Below are 15671 nucleotides of genomic sequence, written 5' to 3'. Positions count from 1 at the left end.
GTGACCTGGCCGGCGTCGCGGCGCCGTATCGCCCCCGGCGCCCTCACGGCCCCAGCTCCCGTCGGCGCCGGAAGCTCACCGCGCCGCGGTCGCCGCGGAGCCGCCCGCCGCGCTGGACCGCTCCCTCGGGCGTCTTGACCAGGCCCAGCTCCCCCGCCAGCCCCCACAGGGCCTGCTTCACCGTGCCCTTGTTGTCCAGTTCGTGGATGCGGCCCGCGTCGACCGCGCCCTGCAACTCCTTGAAATTCGCCGGGATCGCGGTCGCGGCCACCGCCGTGCCGGTGATCCTCTGAATCAGCGGGGGCTGGATCTCGGAGCCGCGGGAGAAACGGTTGACGACCACCGTGGTCTCCTCCGCCTTGCGGATCTGGAGCCGGTCCCACATGCGTACGGTCCGTTTGGCGCCGCGTACGGCGAGCACGTCCGGGGTGGTGACCAGCAGGGCCAGGTCCGCCATCTCGACGGCCGCCGCGCCCGCGCCGCTCAGCTGGGCCCCGCAGTCGACGACCACGACCTCGTAGCGGGAGCGCAGGGCGCTGACGATCTGCCGGGCGGCCCGGTCGGTGACCTCCTCGCCGCGCTCGCCCTCCCCCGGCGCGAGCAGCAGCGCGACCCCGGTGTCGTGCCGGTAGACCGCGTCGGCGAGCACGCGTGGGGAGATGTCCGTGATGGCGGCCAGGTCGACGACCGAGCGGCGGAACTGGACGTCCAGGTAGGAGGCCACGTCGCCGGTCTGCAGGTCCATGTCGACCAGGGCGGCGCTGCGGCCCGAGGCCTGCGCGGCGAGGGCCAGTTGGATCGCGGTGAGGGTCGCGCCGACCCCGCCCTTCGCGCCGCTCACCGTGACGACCGTGCCGCCGACGCCGGTGAACACGTCGAGGCCCGCGGCGGCGCCGAGGTGCCGCCGTACGCCCACCGACCACTGGGCGACCGCCTGGACGCGGCTCGCGAGCTCCTCGTAACTCAACGGCAGGGCGACCAGGCCGCGGGCGCCGTAGTCCATGGCCGCCTGGAAGAGGCCGGGGCTCGCGTCGGAGGTGACGAGGATGACGCCGACGGCCGGGAACCGCAGGGCGACTTCGCGGATCAGCTCCAGGGCCGGGACCGGGCCGATGCGTTCGTGGACGACGACGACCTCGGGCAGTTCGTCGACCGACTCGGCGGCCAGGCGCGCGAGGGTGTCCACGAGCTGGGTGGAGTCCACGACCGGCGTCACCGGCTCGGCGTCCGGGAGCTGGCTGAGCAGGGTCGTGATGGACCGTACGGCGTCCGCGTCGCCGACTGCCGGGAGGATCCTCGTGGGCATGGCGGCCTCTCACTTGTCCTTGGAGAGTTCGTACGTGCGGTCCTGCTCGGGGATGCTGCCGGTCTCGCCCGGCGCAACCAGTGCGAGCCGGACCCGCTTGGCGAAGGACTCGGCGTAGGTGAGGCGCTGGGCGTCGAGCGCGGAGAGCGCGAAGGTGATGGGGACGACCTCGGTGGCCTGGGAGGTGCGGTCACCGGAGTCGGGCTGGAGGGACTTGAGGTCGCCGACGTCCAGGACCCGGGCGTTCGTTACGATGATCTTGGACAGGTCGGGATCACCCTCCTTCTGTCCCTCGAAGGTGGCGTAGACGTTGACCCGCGAGTCCGGCGATATCTTGCCGGCGACGCCGGTCGCCGCATCGATCATGATGGCGACCTCCTGCTGCCCGGGCTGCAGAGCGGGCTGATCGGCGATCATGTCGCTCTGCAGCAGGGAGCCCTTCTTGAGGGTCGTCACGGCGACCTTGTCGCGGATCGCGTTCAGGTCGGTGACCGCGGTGGCCGACAGCCAGCGCTTCGGCATCCTCGTCTTCTCGAACTGGGACGAGTTGAGGCTGGTGTACGGCTGGATGTCGCTCTTGATCTCGTACGCCGTCACCTCCGGTCCGACCTTGGACTTCACGTCGCTGATGACGGACAGGACGCCGGCGAAGGCGCCGATGGCGCAGATCACCGACACGATCAGCAGGAGCACGCCGCGGCGCTGACGGGAGTTCATGAACCGTACAACCTCATTGGGGGATATGGGTCGAGCGGATGGGGGGTTTCGTGCGGGTACGTCTGCGAGCGGTCAGGAGCCTCTCCCGGCGGGGAGTTCGTTGTTGACCGGGGGGTTGGCCAGGGGTGCGGTGGCGGAGCAGAAGACGCAGCGGTCGCCGATGACGTCGATGCCGCACCAGTGGCAGCTGCTCTGCCGGACCGAGGTCACCAGCTGGTAGAGGACGGAGAGGTCGGGCAGGAAGGCCGCGAACTCGACCAGCTTGTTCGTGCCCCACCAGGCGGCGGACTCGGCGGGCGGCGCGATCTCCCTGAGGCCCTGCGCGCTCCACTGCTTGGCGAGCGTGGCGGTCACCCAGTCCGACTGGAGCTGCCCCTTGGCGACCAGCATCCAGGTGCCGAACTCCGGTCCGGCCAGGGACGCTCCCGGGCCGAGCTTCACCAGCTGCGGCTCGGGGTGCGCGAGCACCGCGAACTGGCTGCCCGGGACCCAGGACTTGGCGTGCGACCGGAGACCGACGGGGATGCGGTCGAGCCGGGCGACCGAGCCGAGCAGGGCGCCCGCGTGGATGTAGTGGGTGAGCAGCCGGCCCGCGGAGGCGAGGACACCGGGGCTGAGGTCGCAGGAGGCGAGCTGCCTCAACTGGCGGGCCAGGACGGCGAGTCCGAGCGGGGGCAGATCGGGACGGAACAGGGCGATACGGTCGCTCTCCAGCAGGGAGCGGATGGTGTGCAGCCGCCACTCCACCCCGGGCGGCGCGGCCTGCGAGCACACGACGACGAGATGGCCGTACTGGTCGATGAGGGTCTGGACGGCGGACAGCGCCTGGTCGAGCGGCTGCCGGTCGAGGTCGCGCAGCACGACGGCGGGCAGGGTCCGCTCGTCCAGCGGCGGCAGCGCCATGTCGGCACTGGTCACGGCAATGGCAGTTGGCACGCGCGGCTCCCCGTGTTACGCCGTCGATCCACCGGGGTCACTCCGGTACACCGAGATGACTTCACTCCGTGACTACCTGAGCACTGTAACCACGCCTCTATGACCGGAGAACAGCGTTTCTGTAGCTGATGGGGAACTGTCGACTCACAAGACACGCCAAATCGGGGCAGGTTGAGCATCTTACCGATCCCCAATTTGGTCTGGACCTCTTGACAGGAGAATTGGTCTGGACCAACTTATTGTCATGTCCCCTCAGAGACGATCAGCCCGGCTCTGGTCAGGAGCCGTCACCGCCGCCCTCGCCCTGTCCTTCCTGGGTGCGGGCCAGGCGTCCGCAGCGGACGTCAACAACGCCAAGAACGCCGGTTTCGAGTCCGGCCTGAGCAACTGGACCTGTTCCGCGAGCAGCGGTACGACGGTCTCCTCCCCCGTGCACGGCGGCTCGGCCGCGCTGAAGGCCACCCCGGCCGGGCAGGACAGCGCGCAGTGCAGCCAGACCGTGGCCGTGAAGCCCAGCTCGACGTACTCGCTGAGCGCGTGGGTGCAGGGCGGCTACGCGTTCCTGGGCGTCACCGGCACGGGCACCACGGACGTGTCGACGTGGACACCCGACTCCACCTCCTGGAAGCAGCTGACGACGAGCTTCACCACGGGGTCCGCGACGACCTCGGTGACGGTCTACACGCACGGCTGGTACGGCCAGGCCGCCTACTACGCCGACGACATCTCGGTGTACGGCCCCGACGGAGGCGGCGGCACCGACCCGCTGCCGACGGTCCCGGCGACACCGAGCGGCCTCGCCGTCTCCGGTACGACGTCCTCGTCGGTGTCGCTGGCCTGGAGCGCGGTCTCCGGCGCGACCGGCTACAACGTCTACCGCGACGGTACGAAGATCACGGCGGTGACCGGCACTTCGGCGACCCTGACCGGCCTCGCCGCCTCCACCTCGTACTCCTTCCAGGTCACGGCGACCAACTCGGCCGGCGAGTCGGCGAAGTCGACGGCGGTGACGGGGACGACGACCTCCGGCAGCTCCGGCGGCGGGGGTTCGGTGCCGAAGCACGCGGTGACCGGCTACTGGCAGAACTTCAACAACGGGGCCACGGTCCAGAAGATCTCGGACGTCTCCTCCCAGTACGACATCATCGCCGTGGCCTTCGCGGACGCGACGACGACGCCGGGCGCGGTGACCTTCAACCTGGACTCGGCCGGTCTCGGCGGCTACACGGTCGACCAGTTCAAGGCGGACATCAAGGCGAAGCAGGCGGCCGGCAAGAAGGTCATCGTCTCGGTGGGCGGCCAGAACGGCACGATCTCGGTGACCGACTCGGCCTCGGCGACGAACTTCGCCAACTCCGTCTACTCCCTGATGCAGACGTACGGCTTCGACGGCGTCGACATCGACCTGGAGAACGGCATCAACGCGACCTACATGTCGCAGGCCCTGCGCTCGCTGTCCTCGAAGGCGGGCTCGTCCCTCGTCATCACGATGGCCCCGCAGACGATCGACATGCAGTCGACGTCCAACGCCTACTTCCAGACGGCCCTGAACATCAAGGACATCCTCACGGTCGTCAACATGCAGTACTACAACAGCGGTTCGATGCTGGGCTGCGACGGCAAGGTGTACTCGCAGGGCTCGGTCGACTTCCTGACGGCCCTCGCCTGCATCCAGCTGGAGGGCGGCCTCTCCCCGTCCCAGGTGGGCCTCGGCCTGCCCGCCTCGACGAGCGGCGCGGGCAGCGGTTACGTCTCGCCGACGGTCGTCAACAACGCCCTGGACTGCCTGGCCAAGGGCACCAACTGCGGTTCCTTCAAGCCGTCGAAGACCTATCCCGACCTGCGCGGCGCGATGACCTGGTCGACGAACTGGGACGCGGCGGCGGGAAGCGCCTGGTCCAACGCGGTGGGGCCGCACGTGCACGCCCTGCCCTAGTCAGCTCCTGCGCAGCACACGGCCGGCACCCGCCGCCACGGTGGTGGCCAGCAGCCAGCCGGTGCCGATGAGTACGATCCCCGCCCACTGCATGGCCCCGGACGGCTCGTACGCCCGCTCCTGGCCGAGGTCGACCAGCGGCAACAGCAGGTCGAGCGTGTAGATGACCGGCTGGAAGCGGGGGTACGGGCCGCCGCCCACGGGGTGGGGGTGCCAGGTGGCGAAGAGCGCGGAGCCGACGGCCAGCAGGCACAGCAGCAGCCATACCGCCCGCAGCGGGCGGTATCCGTAGCCGACCGTCGCGTCCTGGAGCAGGCTCCACAGCCGGGCGGGAAACGCGAGGGTCGGCCGCAGGCTGCGCTGCTTGGCGACGAGGACGGTGCGGGCGTCGGCGTCCCGGCCGTGGCGTTGGTAGACACTTGCCAGTTGCTCGTAGGGCTGGGGCGCGAAGCCCTGCGGGTCACGCGCGAGCCACGGGAGGCGCTCCTCGGCGTGCAGGGTGGGCCGGAGGATGTCGTAGACGGTGCCGTCCAGGATCAGGGAGGCGGGCCAGGTGGCGGGCTCGTCCCAGATCAGTGCCGCCTTGGTACGGCTGAGGTCGACGCCGCCCCTGGGAGGCTCTTGGAACTGGAGAAACAGTGCGGCGGCTGTCGTGCCGCGGCAGACGAGGGCTTCCCCGTCAACGGCCGCGTCCAGGATCGCCCCCTTGAAGGACAGGGAGCTGCGGACGGTGGCGTTGCTCATGCCGACCTTGCCGTGGACGGTGAACCCGCGACTGAAGTGCGCGACGCCTCCGACGTCGATGCCGTGGGCGCTCAGGGCGGTCGGGCTGCTGTCGGGCGCGGTCAGTTCGGCGCCGTCAAGCACGAGCGAGCCGCCGATCCGGGCGTCGCACAGGTCGACGGTGCCGTGCGCCGACAGTCCGCCGCCGCAGTCGAGGTCGCCGCCGATGTGTGCGCGGGCCGCCGTGAGTGCCGTACCCGAAGGATGGTTCAGGCGGGCGCCCCTGAGGACGACGCTGCCGCGTACGGTCGTGTCAGCGAGGGTGATCGGGCCGTCGACGACGAGTCCCCGCTCGGCCTGGATGTCGCCGCCGACCTGGGCGCAGCCGAGGTGGAGGGCGTGGTCGCCCGCGTCCAGACCCGGGCCGGTGAGGGTGGCGTCGAGCAGTTCCAGCGTCGCCCCGATCGAGGCGCCGCAGAGGTTGACCGTGCCGGCGCAGGAGAAGCCGCGGCCCATGTACAGGCCGCCGCCGACGGTGAGTTCGGACATCTGGAGGTTGCCCCTGGGGGTGCTGATGGTCGCTCCCCGGAGTATGAGCAGGTCCTGCACGCGGGCGTTGCTCAGGTAGAAGCCGCCCGCGCAGTCCAGACCGGTCGCGGACAGGGACTCGTCCACGGCGACGGACCGGGCGTCGATGGCGGCTTCCCCGGGCCCGGGGCGGACCTTCGTGCCTTCGAGGGAGAGATGGGTGCCGACGGTCAGTGAGCGCAGGTCGAGTGTGCCGTCCACCGTGCAGCGGGTGACGTTGAACTCCCGGGCGGTCCGGGCGCTGTGGGCCCGCAGCCCGGGCAGCCGGCACTCGTCCAGTTCGAGCGCCTCCAACTGCGCTCCCTCCAGGCGCGGTTCCTCGTCGAAACGGCACCGCCGCAGCCGCACCGCCCCGCGCACCACGGCCTCGGACAGGTCCAGTTCCCCGCGTATCCGCACGCCCCGCAGCCGGAGCCGGGCGAGGTGGCCGGGGTGTGGTGGCGGCGCGGTCAGCAGCAGGCGGCGTACGGCCGCCCCGCGCACTTCCGGCAGCCCCTCGCACCACTCGCCGCGCCGGTAGGCCTCCCACATCCGGCACTCGCCCTCGTCCCACCCGGCCGGCGGGCCGTCGTCGTCCGCCATGTGATCCCCCTTGTCCCCGGAGACTCCCCGAAGATTCCTGAAGACTCTCCGAAGCTTCGGGGAATCTTCCCCGAGCATGAAACATTTCCCCGGGCCCATCGCATCAATGAAGTGAGGGCGGCGCCGGGGGACTGGGGGAACGGTATGAGACAGGCACGCGCGGACGAGTACGCGGAGTTCGCGGCGGTGCGCGCCGGTCATCTCTACCGTTCCGCCTGCCTGTTGACCGCCGGGGACACGCATCTCGCCGAGGACCTGGTGCAGGAGACCCTCGGGCGGCTGTACGTCGGCTGGGGGCGGATGTCGCGGGTCGGCAACCCCGCCGGGTACGCGCAGACCGTACTGACGCGGACCTTCCTCGCGCATCAGCGGCGGCGCTCCAGCACCGAGCGCGCCACCGACGTACTGCCCGACCGGCCCGCCGACGGAGGTGACCCGTCCCTGCGGCTGACCCTCCTGGAGGCCCTGTCCCGGCTGCCCGCCAAGGACCGGGCCGTGATCGTCCTGCGCTACTGGGAGGACCGGTCGATCGAGGAGACCGCCGACGTCATGCACGTCAGCTCGGCCGCCGTGCGGACGCGGTGCGTGCGGGCGCTGGGGCGGCTGCGGGAGCTGCTCGGCGAGGACCTCGACGAATACGCGCGTCCCTGAAAGGACGAATTCGCGCGTCCCTGAGAGCGCGTCCCTGAAAGCTCGTCCCATCCCCTTTCACGAAACGGTGGTCCGTCATGCCCGTCGAACAGCACAGCGACCCCTTCGAGGAGCGGCTCTCCGCCGGTCTGCGCGACACCGGCGCCGTCTTCGAGACCGACCGGGCCGCGCTCGTCACGGCCGGTGCGCTCAAGGGCCGCCGACGGCTGCTGCGGCGCCGGGCCGCCGTCGCGGGCGGGGCCGCCTCCCTCGCGCTCGTCGGCCTGGGCGGCGCGCTGCTGCTGCCCGGGAGCGGCTCCCCGGACCGGGACGAGTCCTCGGTCGGCACGAGCAGTCCCAGTGCCACCGCGCCCACCCCCACCCGCGCCCCCTCCCCCGTCTCCGGCGACGAACTGATCCGCACGCTCGAAGGCCTGCTCCCCGAGGGCAAGTTCAGCCAGGCGGAGGCACGCGGCACGAGCGAGGAGCCGGGGCCGTACGTGCATCTCGTGTACGACGACGGGAAGGGCGCCGCCGCGATCGGCGTGAGCCTGGGGCGGGTGGAGCCGGGCAGTGACGAGGCACGGCAGGTCACCCAGTGCCCGGGCAAGATCTACTACCACTACGACGCCTGCACCCGGACCCGGCTGCCGGACGGCTCGGTGGTGATGGTGCTCCAGGGGTACGAGTATCCGGACCGCCGCGTGGACACCAAGTGGTGGAACGCCGAGCTCGTGACGCCTGAGGGGCAGCACGTCAGCGTGAGCGAGTGGAACGCGGCGGCCGAGAAGGACGCGCCGACCACGCGGGCCGAACCGCCGCTCTCCGCGGGTCAGTTGAAGAAGCTCGCGGCAGCGAAGCCCTGGCGGGACGCGATCGACGCGATGCCCGAGGACACGGCGAGGCCGAGCACGCAGCCGAGCGAGTCCACGCCGGTGTCCACCGCGGCGGCGCGCACCACGCTCAAGTCCCTGCTGCCGAGGGGGATCAAGGCCATCAGCGACGACAGCGGCGACGACCCCGGCTTCGGTTACCTGGTCCTCGACGACGGCAAGGGCAAGAGCCTGGTCCAGGTCAATGTGCAGGGCGACATGTCGGACGTGGCCGGGGACCTCTTCGGCGCGGACTCGGAGACCCTGGCCGACGGGACGAAGGTCGCCGTGCGCAAGGGGCCCGGGGACAAGGGCGGTTCGGGGGTCGTGATGTGGACCGTCGACACCATGCGCAGCGACGGCCGGCGCGTGGTGGTCAGCGCCTTCAACTCCGGGGCCCAGGACACCGCGGCGACCCGCGCCACCCCGGCCCTGACCATCGCACAACTCCGCGCGATCGCCCTGAGCCCCAAATGGTGGTCGTAGGAGGAGGTGACGGCCGCCCGGCGCCTGGATGAACCCCGAGCGGCCGAACCCAGCGGAGCGTTACGGCTGTCGCCGACCGCAGCCGTCCAGTCCGCGGGTGCCGAGCTCGAACCACACGGTCTTGCCCGGCCCGTCCTGGTGGCAGCCCCAGCGCAGCGCGAGAGCGTCCACCAGGAACATTCCACGTCCGTTCTCCGAGGTACCCGCCGCCACCACCCGCGGGACACGGCGTCCCGAGTCGCTCACCTCGCAGCGCAGGACGCCGTGCGCGGCCGACAGGGTGAGCCGGAAGCGGCTGCGCGAGTGCAGCAGGGCGTTGGTGACCAGCTCGCTGACCAGCAGTTCGGTCACGTCGACCAGGTCGCCGCCGGCCCGGTCGCCGTCCCCCGCCGCGTCCCACCCGCTCAGACCCCAGCGCTCCAGCTGTCTGCGAACCTCCACGCGGGCCTCCCGGACGGCGGTGGGACGGGGGTCGTACTCGACACTCAAGTGGCCGGCGTGCTGAGGGTCGTGGTCCGGGCGGGGGCTCCCGGAAAGTTGCAGCATGGGAGAAGACTGGCCTCCCCGCGGGTGCGGGGCACGGGGAGGACTACCCGAATCCATACCTGCGTACGTACCCACGGGCTACCCGAACTGCAGCCGTACGGTCGCCCCGTGGGCGTCGTCGCGGACGTCGACGTACGCGCAGACCTGGCGGGTGAACCACAGGCCCTGGTCGGGTTCGAGGTCGGGGACGGGGGGCGGCACGAAGCCGGCCAGCGGGTCGTCGACCCGGCGCGGCAGGCGCAGTTCGACGACGCAGGCCGGTGCCTCGCCCCACAGCAGCGCTCCGGTGACCGGCCCGTACGCGGCGGCCGCGGCGGTGACGGCCTCGGTGAACAGCTCGGCGTCCACCCGGGACAGCCCGTGCGCGGCGGCCCGGGAGCGCACGGCGTCGGCGTACGGCTCGCCGAGCGGCTCGGCGTCGTGCGGGGGCGGCGCCAGCGGTACGGCGTCCAGCTCGGCGGTGAGCCGCACCGGGTCCTCGTACACGCCGGTGTCGGGGTGGGCGCGGCGGGCGGCCTCGACGATGGCGGTGCCGGCGGTGCGGGTGTCGTAGGCGCACAGGACGGTCGTGGCCAGCGGCGCGAAGAGGAGGTTGGCGAGGGCCTCGTAGCGGATCCACTCGGTGGTCTCCCGGGCCGACCGGCCGGCCCGGCCGTCCCATTCGGGTTCCATGAGGAGATGGATACGGCCGCCGGGGCCGGCGTGGGCGGCGAGATAACCGGCGCCCTGGGCCACGGCGTTGGCGGCGGAGCCGGTGTACCACTCGGTGTGCGGCATGAGCCCCACGTCCTTGGCGTCGGTATCGAGGGCGTCGCGCAGCAGTTCCAGCTTGTCGGGGGCGGCGACGACGACGGGCGGGGGTTCGCCGTGCGCACCGAGGCCTTCGGCGAGGAAGGGCAGGGCGACGGCGACGAACTCGTCATCGCCGCCGAATACGGCCATGCGGTGGTCGAACGGCGCGGCATGGGGGGCGGGTTGAACGGTCATGACATCCTCCGTGATCCTGGCTCTCCGGTCAGAGGGCGCGGTGGCGTCTCCGGCGGGTGGGCGCGGGGCGTCTCCGGCGGGAGGGCGCGGTGGCGGCTCCCCGGCAGGTGGGCGCGATGGCGGCTCCCTGCGGGAAGGCTCGGCGCCGGCTCCTCGGTGTGAAGGCGCGGTACCGACTCCCCCGGGGGGGAAGACGCGGTTCCGACTCCCCGGCGGGAAAGCGCGGCACCGACTCCTCCGCGGGAAGACGCGGTGCCGACTCCCCCGCGGGAAGACGCGGTGCCGACTCCCCCGCGGAAAGACGCGGTGCCGACTCCCCCGCGGAAAGACGCGGTGCCGACTCCCCCGCGGGAAGACACGGCACCGAGGGCTCCCGACGGGAAGGCTCAGCGCCGACTCCTCCGTGGGAAGGCGCGGTTCCGACTCCCCAGCGGGAAGACGCGGTAGCAACTCCCCCGCAGGAAAGCGCGGCACGGACGCCCCAGCGGGAACACGCGGTGCCGACTCCCCGCAGGAAGACGCGGCACCGACTCCTTCGCAGGAAAGCGCGGCACGGACGCCCCAGCGGGAACACGCGGTGCCGACTCCCCGCAGGAAGACACGACACCAACTCCCCCGCAGGAAGACGCGGCACCGACTCCCGCGGGAAGACGCGATCCGGCTCTCCGATGGGAGGGCGTGGGTGGGCTCGGTCGCGGGGAGGGGTGCGGGCCTCCGCCGCGGAGTGCGGGGCGGGTCGGTTCAGCGTTGGGCCGTTATCCAGGTGGCGATCTGGCTGCGGTTGCTGAAGCCGAGCTTGCTGAGGATGCGTTCCACATGGCCTTCGGCGGTTCGGCGGGCGATGACGAGTCGGTCGGCGATCTGTTGGTTGGCGAGGCCCTCGGCGACGAGCTGGGCGACCTCGGTCTCGCGGCGGGTGAGCCGGACGCCGCCGCCCGCCCGGCCGTCGGAGGTGGGTTCGGGCTCCGGGAGCTGCTGTTGGGCGCCGGTGTCCGCTTCCACGGCGTATCCGACGACCCCTTCCATCCCAAGCGCGGCCCCGCACTCGTACGCCTTCTCGAAGACGGTCGGCTCCATGGCGCCGCGGGCACGCACCTCGCTGTCGCGGCGGGTCGCGCCGAGGGCCTTCGAGCCCCAGCGGAAGCGGTCGACGTCGGCCCAGACGCGGTCGGCGCCGCCGAGCAGGACGGCCGCCCGCTCGAACGCGCCGCGCCGGGCGGCGGTCTGGGCGAGCAGGTCGAGGGTGAGGCCGATCCCGATGACGTCGGACACGGCGAGCTTGAGGCGCAGGGCGTCGCGGGCATGCCGTTCGGCCTCCTCCCAGTCCTCCTTGACGGCGTGGGCGAGGGCGAGTTGGCGCAGTACGTAGGAGAGCACCCACTCCTCGCCGTGCTCCTCGCACAGCCGGCGGGTGCGGGCGCAGACGGCGGCGGCCTGGTCGGGTTCGTCCAGGAAGTTGAGGGCGCAGGCGAGTTCGACCTGGTCGAGACCGACGAGGCTGAGGTGCTGGCCGGGGACGCGGCCGCGGGCGACGGTGGCCCGGTAGTGGTCGAGGGCGCCGCGGACGTCGTTGTTGAACAGGCGCAGTACGCCGATGACGTACTCGGCGTGCGCGACCTCGGCCTCGTCGCCGAGCGAACGGGCCAGGACCCGCCCTTCCTCGGCGCGCCCGAGCCCCAGGGTGAGATCCTCCGCGGAGCCGGCGAGCAGCCCGACGATCCACAGGGCGCGGGCCCGCTCCCTGGTGGGCCCGGGACTGGCGGCCAGGGCCCGGTCGAGCCAGTAGCGGCCCTCCCGGGGCGCCCCGCAGGCATGCCAGTAGAACCACAGGGTGCCCGCGAGGCGCAGCCCGGCGAGGGCCTCGCCGGGGGCGGTGAGGCTGAAGTCGAGGGCGGCACGGAGGTTGTCCCGGTCGGCGCGCAGCCGGGCGACGACCTCCCGCTGCCCCGGCCCGAACCAGGCCCGCTCGAAGCCGGCCGCCCGCCGCTGCATCCAGTCCCGCTGCCGCCGCCGGGCCGCGCTCTCCTCGCCGTCCCACTGCCGCAGCCGGTCGAGCCCGTACTGGCGCAGGGTGTCCAGCAGCCGGTAGCGCACCCCGTCGGGCCCGTCCTCCCGCGCCAGCACGGACTTGTCGACGAGCCCGGCGACGGCTTCCAGCACCTCGTACGAGCGGACCCTCCCGCGGCCTCCGGCCGGGGAGACCCCCGGCTCTCCGCGCTCGCCGTCCGCGCACACCGCCTCGGCGGCCTCCGCGTCGAAGCCGCCGGCCAGCACGGACGCCCGCGCCCACACCAACTGCTCCTGTTCGGTGCAGAGTTCGTAGCTCCAGTCGACGGCGGCGCGCAGCGTCTGGTGGCGGGGCAGGGCGACGCTGGAACCGCCGGTGAGAAGGCGGTAGCGGTCGTCGAGGCGCTCCAGGAGCTGTTCGACGCCGAGGACGCGCATGCGGACGGCGGCCAGTTCGATGGCGAGCGGGAGGCCGTCGAGGCGGCGGCACAGCCGGGCCACGGCGGCGCGGTTGGCGGCGGTCAGCTCGAAGCCGGGGACGACGGCCGCGGCCCGGTCGGCGAACAGGGCGAGGGCCGGGTAGCCGTCGGCGGCGCTCGGACAGGCTCCGAGGTCGCCGTCCGGGTCGGGGACGGGTAACGGCCGTACCTCCAGCAGGTGTTCCTCGGTCAGGCCCAGGCGGTGGCGGCTGGTGGCGAGGACGCGGACGCCGGTGGTGCCGCGCAGCAGGGCGGCGGCCAGGTCGGCGCAGGCCTGGAGCAGGTGCTCGCAGTTGTCGATGACGAGGAGCAGCTTGCGGTCCCGTACCTGTTCGACCAGGGCGTCCAGCGGGGGCTGGCGGGAGTGGTCGTGCAGGCCGAGCGCGTCGGCGGCGGCGACCGGGACGAGCGCCGGGTCGTGCAGCCCGGCCAGCTGTACGAAGCGCACGCCGTCCGGGAAGGTGCGCTCGACGCGGGCCGCGATGCGCATGGCGAGACGCGTCTTGCCGACGCCGCCCGGTCCGGTCAGCGTGACCAGGCGTGCCCTGGCGAGCAGTTCCCGGCCTTCGGTCTGTTCGCCGCGCCGGTCGACGAAACTCGTGGTCTCGACCGGCAGATGACGGTCCCGTCGCGGCGCTGATCCGCCCATGATCAGCCTCCCCTGGCAACGGAATCCAACTCTCCTCCGCACCCGGCATATATGCACGTGCCGCTCACACGGGCGAGTGACCTTTGCCGGAGGTGGGTGCGGGGGAGGCGGTCGCGCGTACACTACGCGGCCGGTTTACCTTCTTGACCTGTTCATGCCATTCCCTGACCATGGGCGTCACCCGCACTGCACGTCGCACGAACGAACCACCCCCCAGCTCCACTCCCCACTTCCGGAGACCCCGGAATCCCTGGAGAAACAAGGAGACTTCATGCGACTTCGGATACGAGGCTCGGGCACCCGCGGCGGCAGACGCGGCGCCGCCCTCGCCGGCCTCCTCGCCCTCGCCCTCGCGGCACCGGTCTCGGCCACCGCCGGCCACGCCTCCGCGGACAGCGCGCGCCCGACCGCGCCGTCCGCCGACGACGTCCGGCAGTACGAGATCCACGTCGACCACAACACGCCCGTGACGCGGACCGCGATCGCGGCGGCCGGGGTCACCGTGGACGAGGCCGACGAGGAGACGGTGGTCGTCTCGGGGCGGGCCGCGCAGATCGCGGAACTGCGCCGGCAGGGCTACGACGTGTCGCTGTCGGGCGCGGCCCCGGACCGCTCGTCCGGCGCGGGCGACCTACGGCTCTACGACTTCCCCTCGGCCGACTCGAAGTACCACAACTACGCCGAGATGAACACGGAGATCGACCAGCGGCTGGCCGCCTACCCGAACATCATGAGCAAGCGGGTGATCGGCAAGTCGTACCAGGGCCGGGACATCGTGGCCATCAAGGTCAGCGACAACGTGGCGACGGACGAGAACGAGCCGGAGGTCCTCTTCACCTTCCACCAGCACGCGCGCGAGCATCTCACCGTGGAGATGGCGCTGTACCTGCTGCGGGAGCTCGGGGCCGGGTACGGGACCGACTCCCGGATCACCGACATGGTGAACGGCCGCGAGATCTGGATCGTGCCGGACCTCAACCCCGACGGCGGGGAGTACGACATCGCGACGGGCTCGTACCGCTCCTGGCGGAAGAACCGGCAGCCCAACTCCGGGTCCTCGTACGTCGGTACGGACCTGAACCGCAACTGGAACTACAAGTGGGGCTGCTGCGGGGGCTCTTCGGGGTCCACCTCCTCGGAGACGTACCGGGGTGCCGCCGCCGAGTCCGCGCCCGAGGTGAAGGTCGTCGCCGACTTCGTGCGGAGCCGGGTGGTGGGCGGCAAGCAGCAGATCACCGCGGGGATCGACTTCCACACGTACAGCGAGCTGGTGTTGTGGCCGTTCGGGTACACGTACTCGGACACGGCGACCGGGATGACCGCGGACGACGCGGCCGCGTTCAAGGCCGTGGGGCAGAAGATGGCCGCGAGCAACGGGTACACGGCCGAGCAGTCCAGTGACCTGTACATCACGGACGGGTCGATCGACGACTATCTCTGGGGTACGCAGAAGATCTTCTCGTACACCTTCGAGATGTATCCGACGTCGAGCTCCGGGGGCGGGTTCTACCCGCCCGACGAGGTGATCGAGCGGGAGACCTCCCGGAACCGGGACGCGGTGTTGCAGTTGCTGGAGAACGCGGACTGTATGTACCGGTCGATCGGGAAGGCCGCCCAGTACTGCAGCTAGTCGGCGCCCTCGGCGTCTTCTTCGAAGTAGGCGTCGAGTACCGCGTCCAACTCGTTCTCCCACTCGCTGAAGCGGGCCCTGGCCGTCGCCTCGATCTCGATCGGGTACCAGCGGCGGTCAGGAGTGTGGACCGTGATGGTGAAACGCTTGCCGAAGCGGGGGGACTCCGTCTCCACCGCGCCGATCTCGTCCCAGCGGAACTCGCAGGCCTGGTCGTCGAGGGTGAGACGGACGCCGTCGCGATCGGCGACGATCCTCGCGCGCCGGTCGGAGGCCTCGAAGACGGGCCCTTCGGGGGCCTCGGAGTCGTCGTCGGAGTCGTCGTCGGAGGCCTCGGGCTCAGCGGCCTCGGCCTCTTCCGTCTCCTCGGCGTCCTCCGCCTCCTCGACGTCCTCCTCGGTGGCCTCGTCCTCCGGCTTCGTGTCCTCCGGCTCCTCGGACACGGGTGAGGTGAGCCCGGGAATGAAGGCCGGGTCGAACCCGGCACCCTTCACGGGCTCGCCCTTCAGGGGCTGGCTGCTCGAACCTATGCGCTGCTCCACAGCGGGCAGTATGGTCGACGATCCTGTGTCGGACACAGCCAGCCCCTACTTCGTT

At 71.7% G+C, this 15671-nt stretch carries 12 protein-coding genes; 4 read left to right on the top strand and 8 right to left on the bottom strand.

The genetic code is table 11. The features are described from left to right. Nucleotides 1-43: 43 nt before the first annotated feature. From MQP27_RS16825 to MQP27_RS16815, 3 genes are all read right to left on the bottom strand, one after another. Complete coding sequence (locus tag MQP27_RS16825) at nt 44-1306, bottom strand: CpaE/TadZ family protein (RefSeq protein WP_242765993.1); 1263 nt, start codon at nt 1304-1306, stop codon at nt 44-46. Nucleotides 1307-1315: 9 nt separating this feature from the next. After that, a complete protein-coding gene (cpaB, locus tag MQP27_RS16820) occupies nt 1316-2023 on the bottom strand; it encodes a Flp pilus assembly protein CpaB (protein ID WP_242765992.1) in 708 nt (235 codons plus the stop codon). A gap of 72 nt (nt 2024-2095) precedes the next feature. Continuing rightward, nucleotides 2096-2959, bottom strand: a complete 864-nt coding sequence (locus tag MQP27_RS16815; RefSeq protein WP_372511210.1) for a hypothetical protein — start codon at nt 2957-2959, stop codon at nt 2096-2098. 244 nt (nt 2960-3203) lie between these two features. Here MQP27_RS16815 and MQP27_RS16810 point away from each other — a divergent pair, with 244 nt between their 5' ends. Next, complete coding sequence (locus MQP27_RS16810) at nt 3204-4895, top strand: chitinase (RefSeq protein ID WP_242765991.1); 1692 nt, start codon at nt 3204-3206, stop codon at nt 4893-4895. Here MQP27_RS16810 and MQP27_RS16805 read toward each other — a convergent pair whose 3' ends face one another. Then, a complete protein-coding gene (locus MQP27_RS16805; RefSeq protein WP_242765990.1) occupies nt 4896-6788 on the bottom strand; it encodes a hypothetical protein in 1893 nt (630 codons plus the stop codon). A gap of 144 nt (nt 6789-6932) precedes the next feature. Here MQP27_RS16805 and MQP27_RS16800 point away from each other — a divergent pair, with 144 nt between their 5' ends. Both MQP27_RS16800 and MQP27_RS16795 read left to right on the top strand, forming a co-directional pair. Further along, nucleotides 6933-7439, top strand: coding sequence for a SigE family RNA polymerase sigma factor (locus MQP27_RS16800; protein WP_242765989.1), 507 nt, complete (start codon nt 6933-6935; stop codon nt 7437-7439). Between the two features lie 77 nt (nt 7440-7516). Next, on the top strand, nt 7517-8776 hold the full coding sequence (locus MQP27_RS16795) for a hypothetical protein (protein WP_242765988.1): 1260 nt from the start codon (nt 7517-7519) through the stop codon (nt 8774-8776). 60 nt (nt 8777-8836) lie between these two features. Here MQP27_RS16795 and MQP27_RS16790 read toward each other — a convergent pair whose 3' ends face one another. The 3 genes from MQP27_RS16790 to MQP27_RS16780 all read right to left on the bottom strand — a co-directional run bounded on the left by MQP27_RS16790 (nt 8837) and on the right by MQP27_RS16780 (nt 13444). Beyond that, entirely contained in the window at nt 8837-9322 is a 486-nt protein-coding gene (locus MQP27_RS16790) for an ATP-binding protein (protein ID WP_242765987.1), read from the bottom strand. Nucleotides 9323-9400: 78 nt separating this feature from the next. After that, complete coding sequence (locus MQP27_RS16785) at nt 9401-10309, bottom strand: anti-sigma factor RsbA family regulatory protein (RefSeq protein WP_242765986.1); 909 nt, start codon at nt 10307-10309, stop codon at nt 9401-9403. 741 nt (nt 10310-11050) lie between these two features. Further along, complete coding sequence (locus MQP27_RS16780) at nt 11051-13444, bottom strand: ATP-binding protein (protein ID WP_242765985.1); 2394 nt, start codon at nt 13442-13444, stop codon at nt 11051-11053. A gap of 271 nt (nt 13445-13715) precedes the next feature. Here MQP27_RS16780 and MQP27_RS16775 point away from each other — a divergent pair, with 271 nt between their 5' ends. Then, the gene (locus MQP27_RS16775) at nt 13716-15074 is read left to right on the top strand and encodes a M14 family metallopeptidase (protein ID WP_242765984.1); all 1359 of its coding nucleotides are present in this window, start codon (nt 13716-13718) and stop codon (nt 15072-15074) included. Here MQP27_RS16775 and MQP27_RS16770 read toward each other — a convergent pair. Then, a complete protein-coding gene (locus tag MQP27_RS16770) occupies nt 15071-15616 on the bottom strand; it encodes a hypothetical protein (RefSeq protein ID WP_242765983.1) in 546 nt (181 codons plus the stop codon). The two genes, MQP27_RS16775 and MQP27_RS16770, sit on opposite strands and share 4 nt — an antisense overlap. Nucleotides 15617-15671: the final 55 nt, after the last annotated feature.

Source organism: Streptomyces cylindrosporus, assembly GCF_022698165.1.
Lineage (GTDB): Bacteria > Actinomycetota > Actinomycetes > Streptomycetales > Streptomycetaceae > Streptomyces > Streptomyces cylindrosporus.
The sequence above is the reverse complement of the archived record's forward strand: the minus strand, read 5'-3'. Positions and strand labels throughout refer to the sequence as shown.

Bases quoted from the DNA above. Each gene is read 5' to 3' on its own strand.
- MQP27_RS16785 (WP_242765986.1), bottom strand. From the start codon at position 10,309: ATGACCGTTCAACCCGCCCCCCATGCCGCGCCGTTCGACCACCGCATG.
- MQP27_RS16805 (WP_242765990.1), bottom strand. From the start codon at position 6,788: ATGGCGGACGACGACGGCCCGCCGGCCGGGTGGGACGAGGGCGAGTGC.
- cpaB (WP_242765992.1), bottom strand. From the start codon at position 2,023: ATGAACTCCCGTCAGCGCCGCGGCGTGCTCCTGCTGATCGTGTCGGTG.
- MQP27_RS16825 (WP_242765993.1), bottom strand. From the start codon at position 1,306: ATGCCCACGAGGATCCTCCCGGCAGTCGGCGACGCGGACGCCGTACGG.
- MQP27_RS16775 (WP_242765984.1), top strand. From the start codon at position 13,716: ATGCGACTTCGGATACGAGGCTCGGGCACCCGCGGCGGCAGACGCGGC.
- MQP27_RS16790 (WP_242765987.1), bottom strand. From the start codon at position 9,322: ATGCTGCAACTTTCCGGGAGCCCCCGCCCGGACCACGACCCTCAGCAC.
- MQP27_RS16800 (WP_242765989.1), top strand. From the start codon at position 6,933: ATGAGACAGGCACGCGCGGACGAGTACGCGGAGTTCGCGGCGGTGCGC.
- MQP27_RS16810 (WP_242765991.1), top strand. From the start codon at position 3,204: ATGTCCCCTCAGAGACGATCAGCCCGGCTCTGGTCAGGAGCCGTCACC.
- MQP27_RS16780 (WP_242765985.1), bottom strand. From the start codon at position 13,444: ATGGGCGGATCAGCGCCGCGACGGGACCGTCATCTGCCGGTCGAGACC.
- MQP27_RS16795 (WP_242765988.1), top strand. From the start codon at position 7,517: ATGCCCGTCGAACAGCACAGCGACCCCTTCGAGGAGCGGCTCTCCGCC.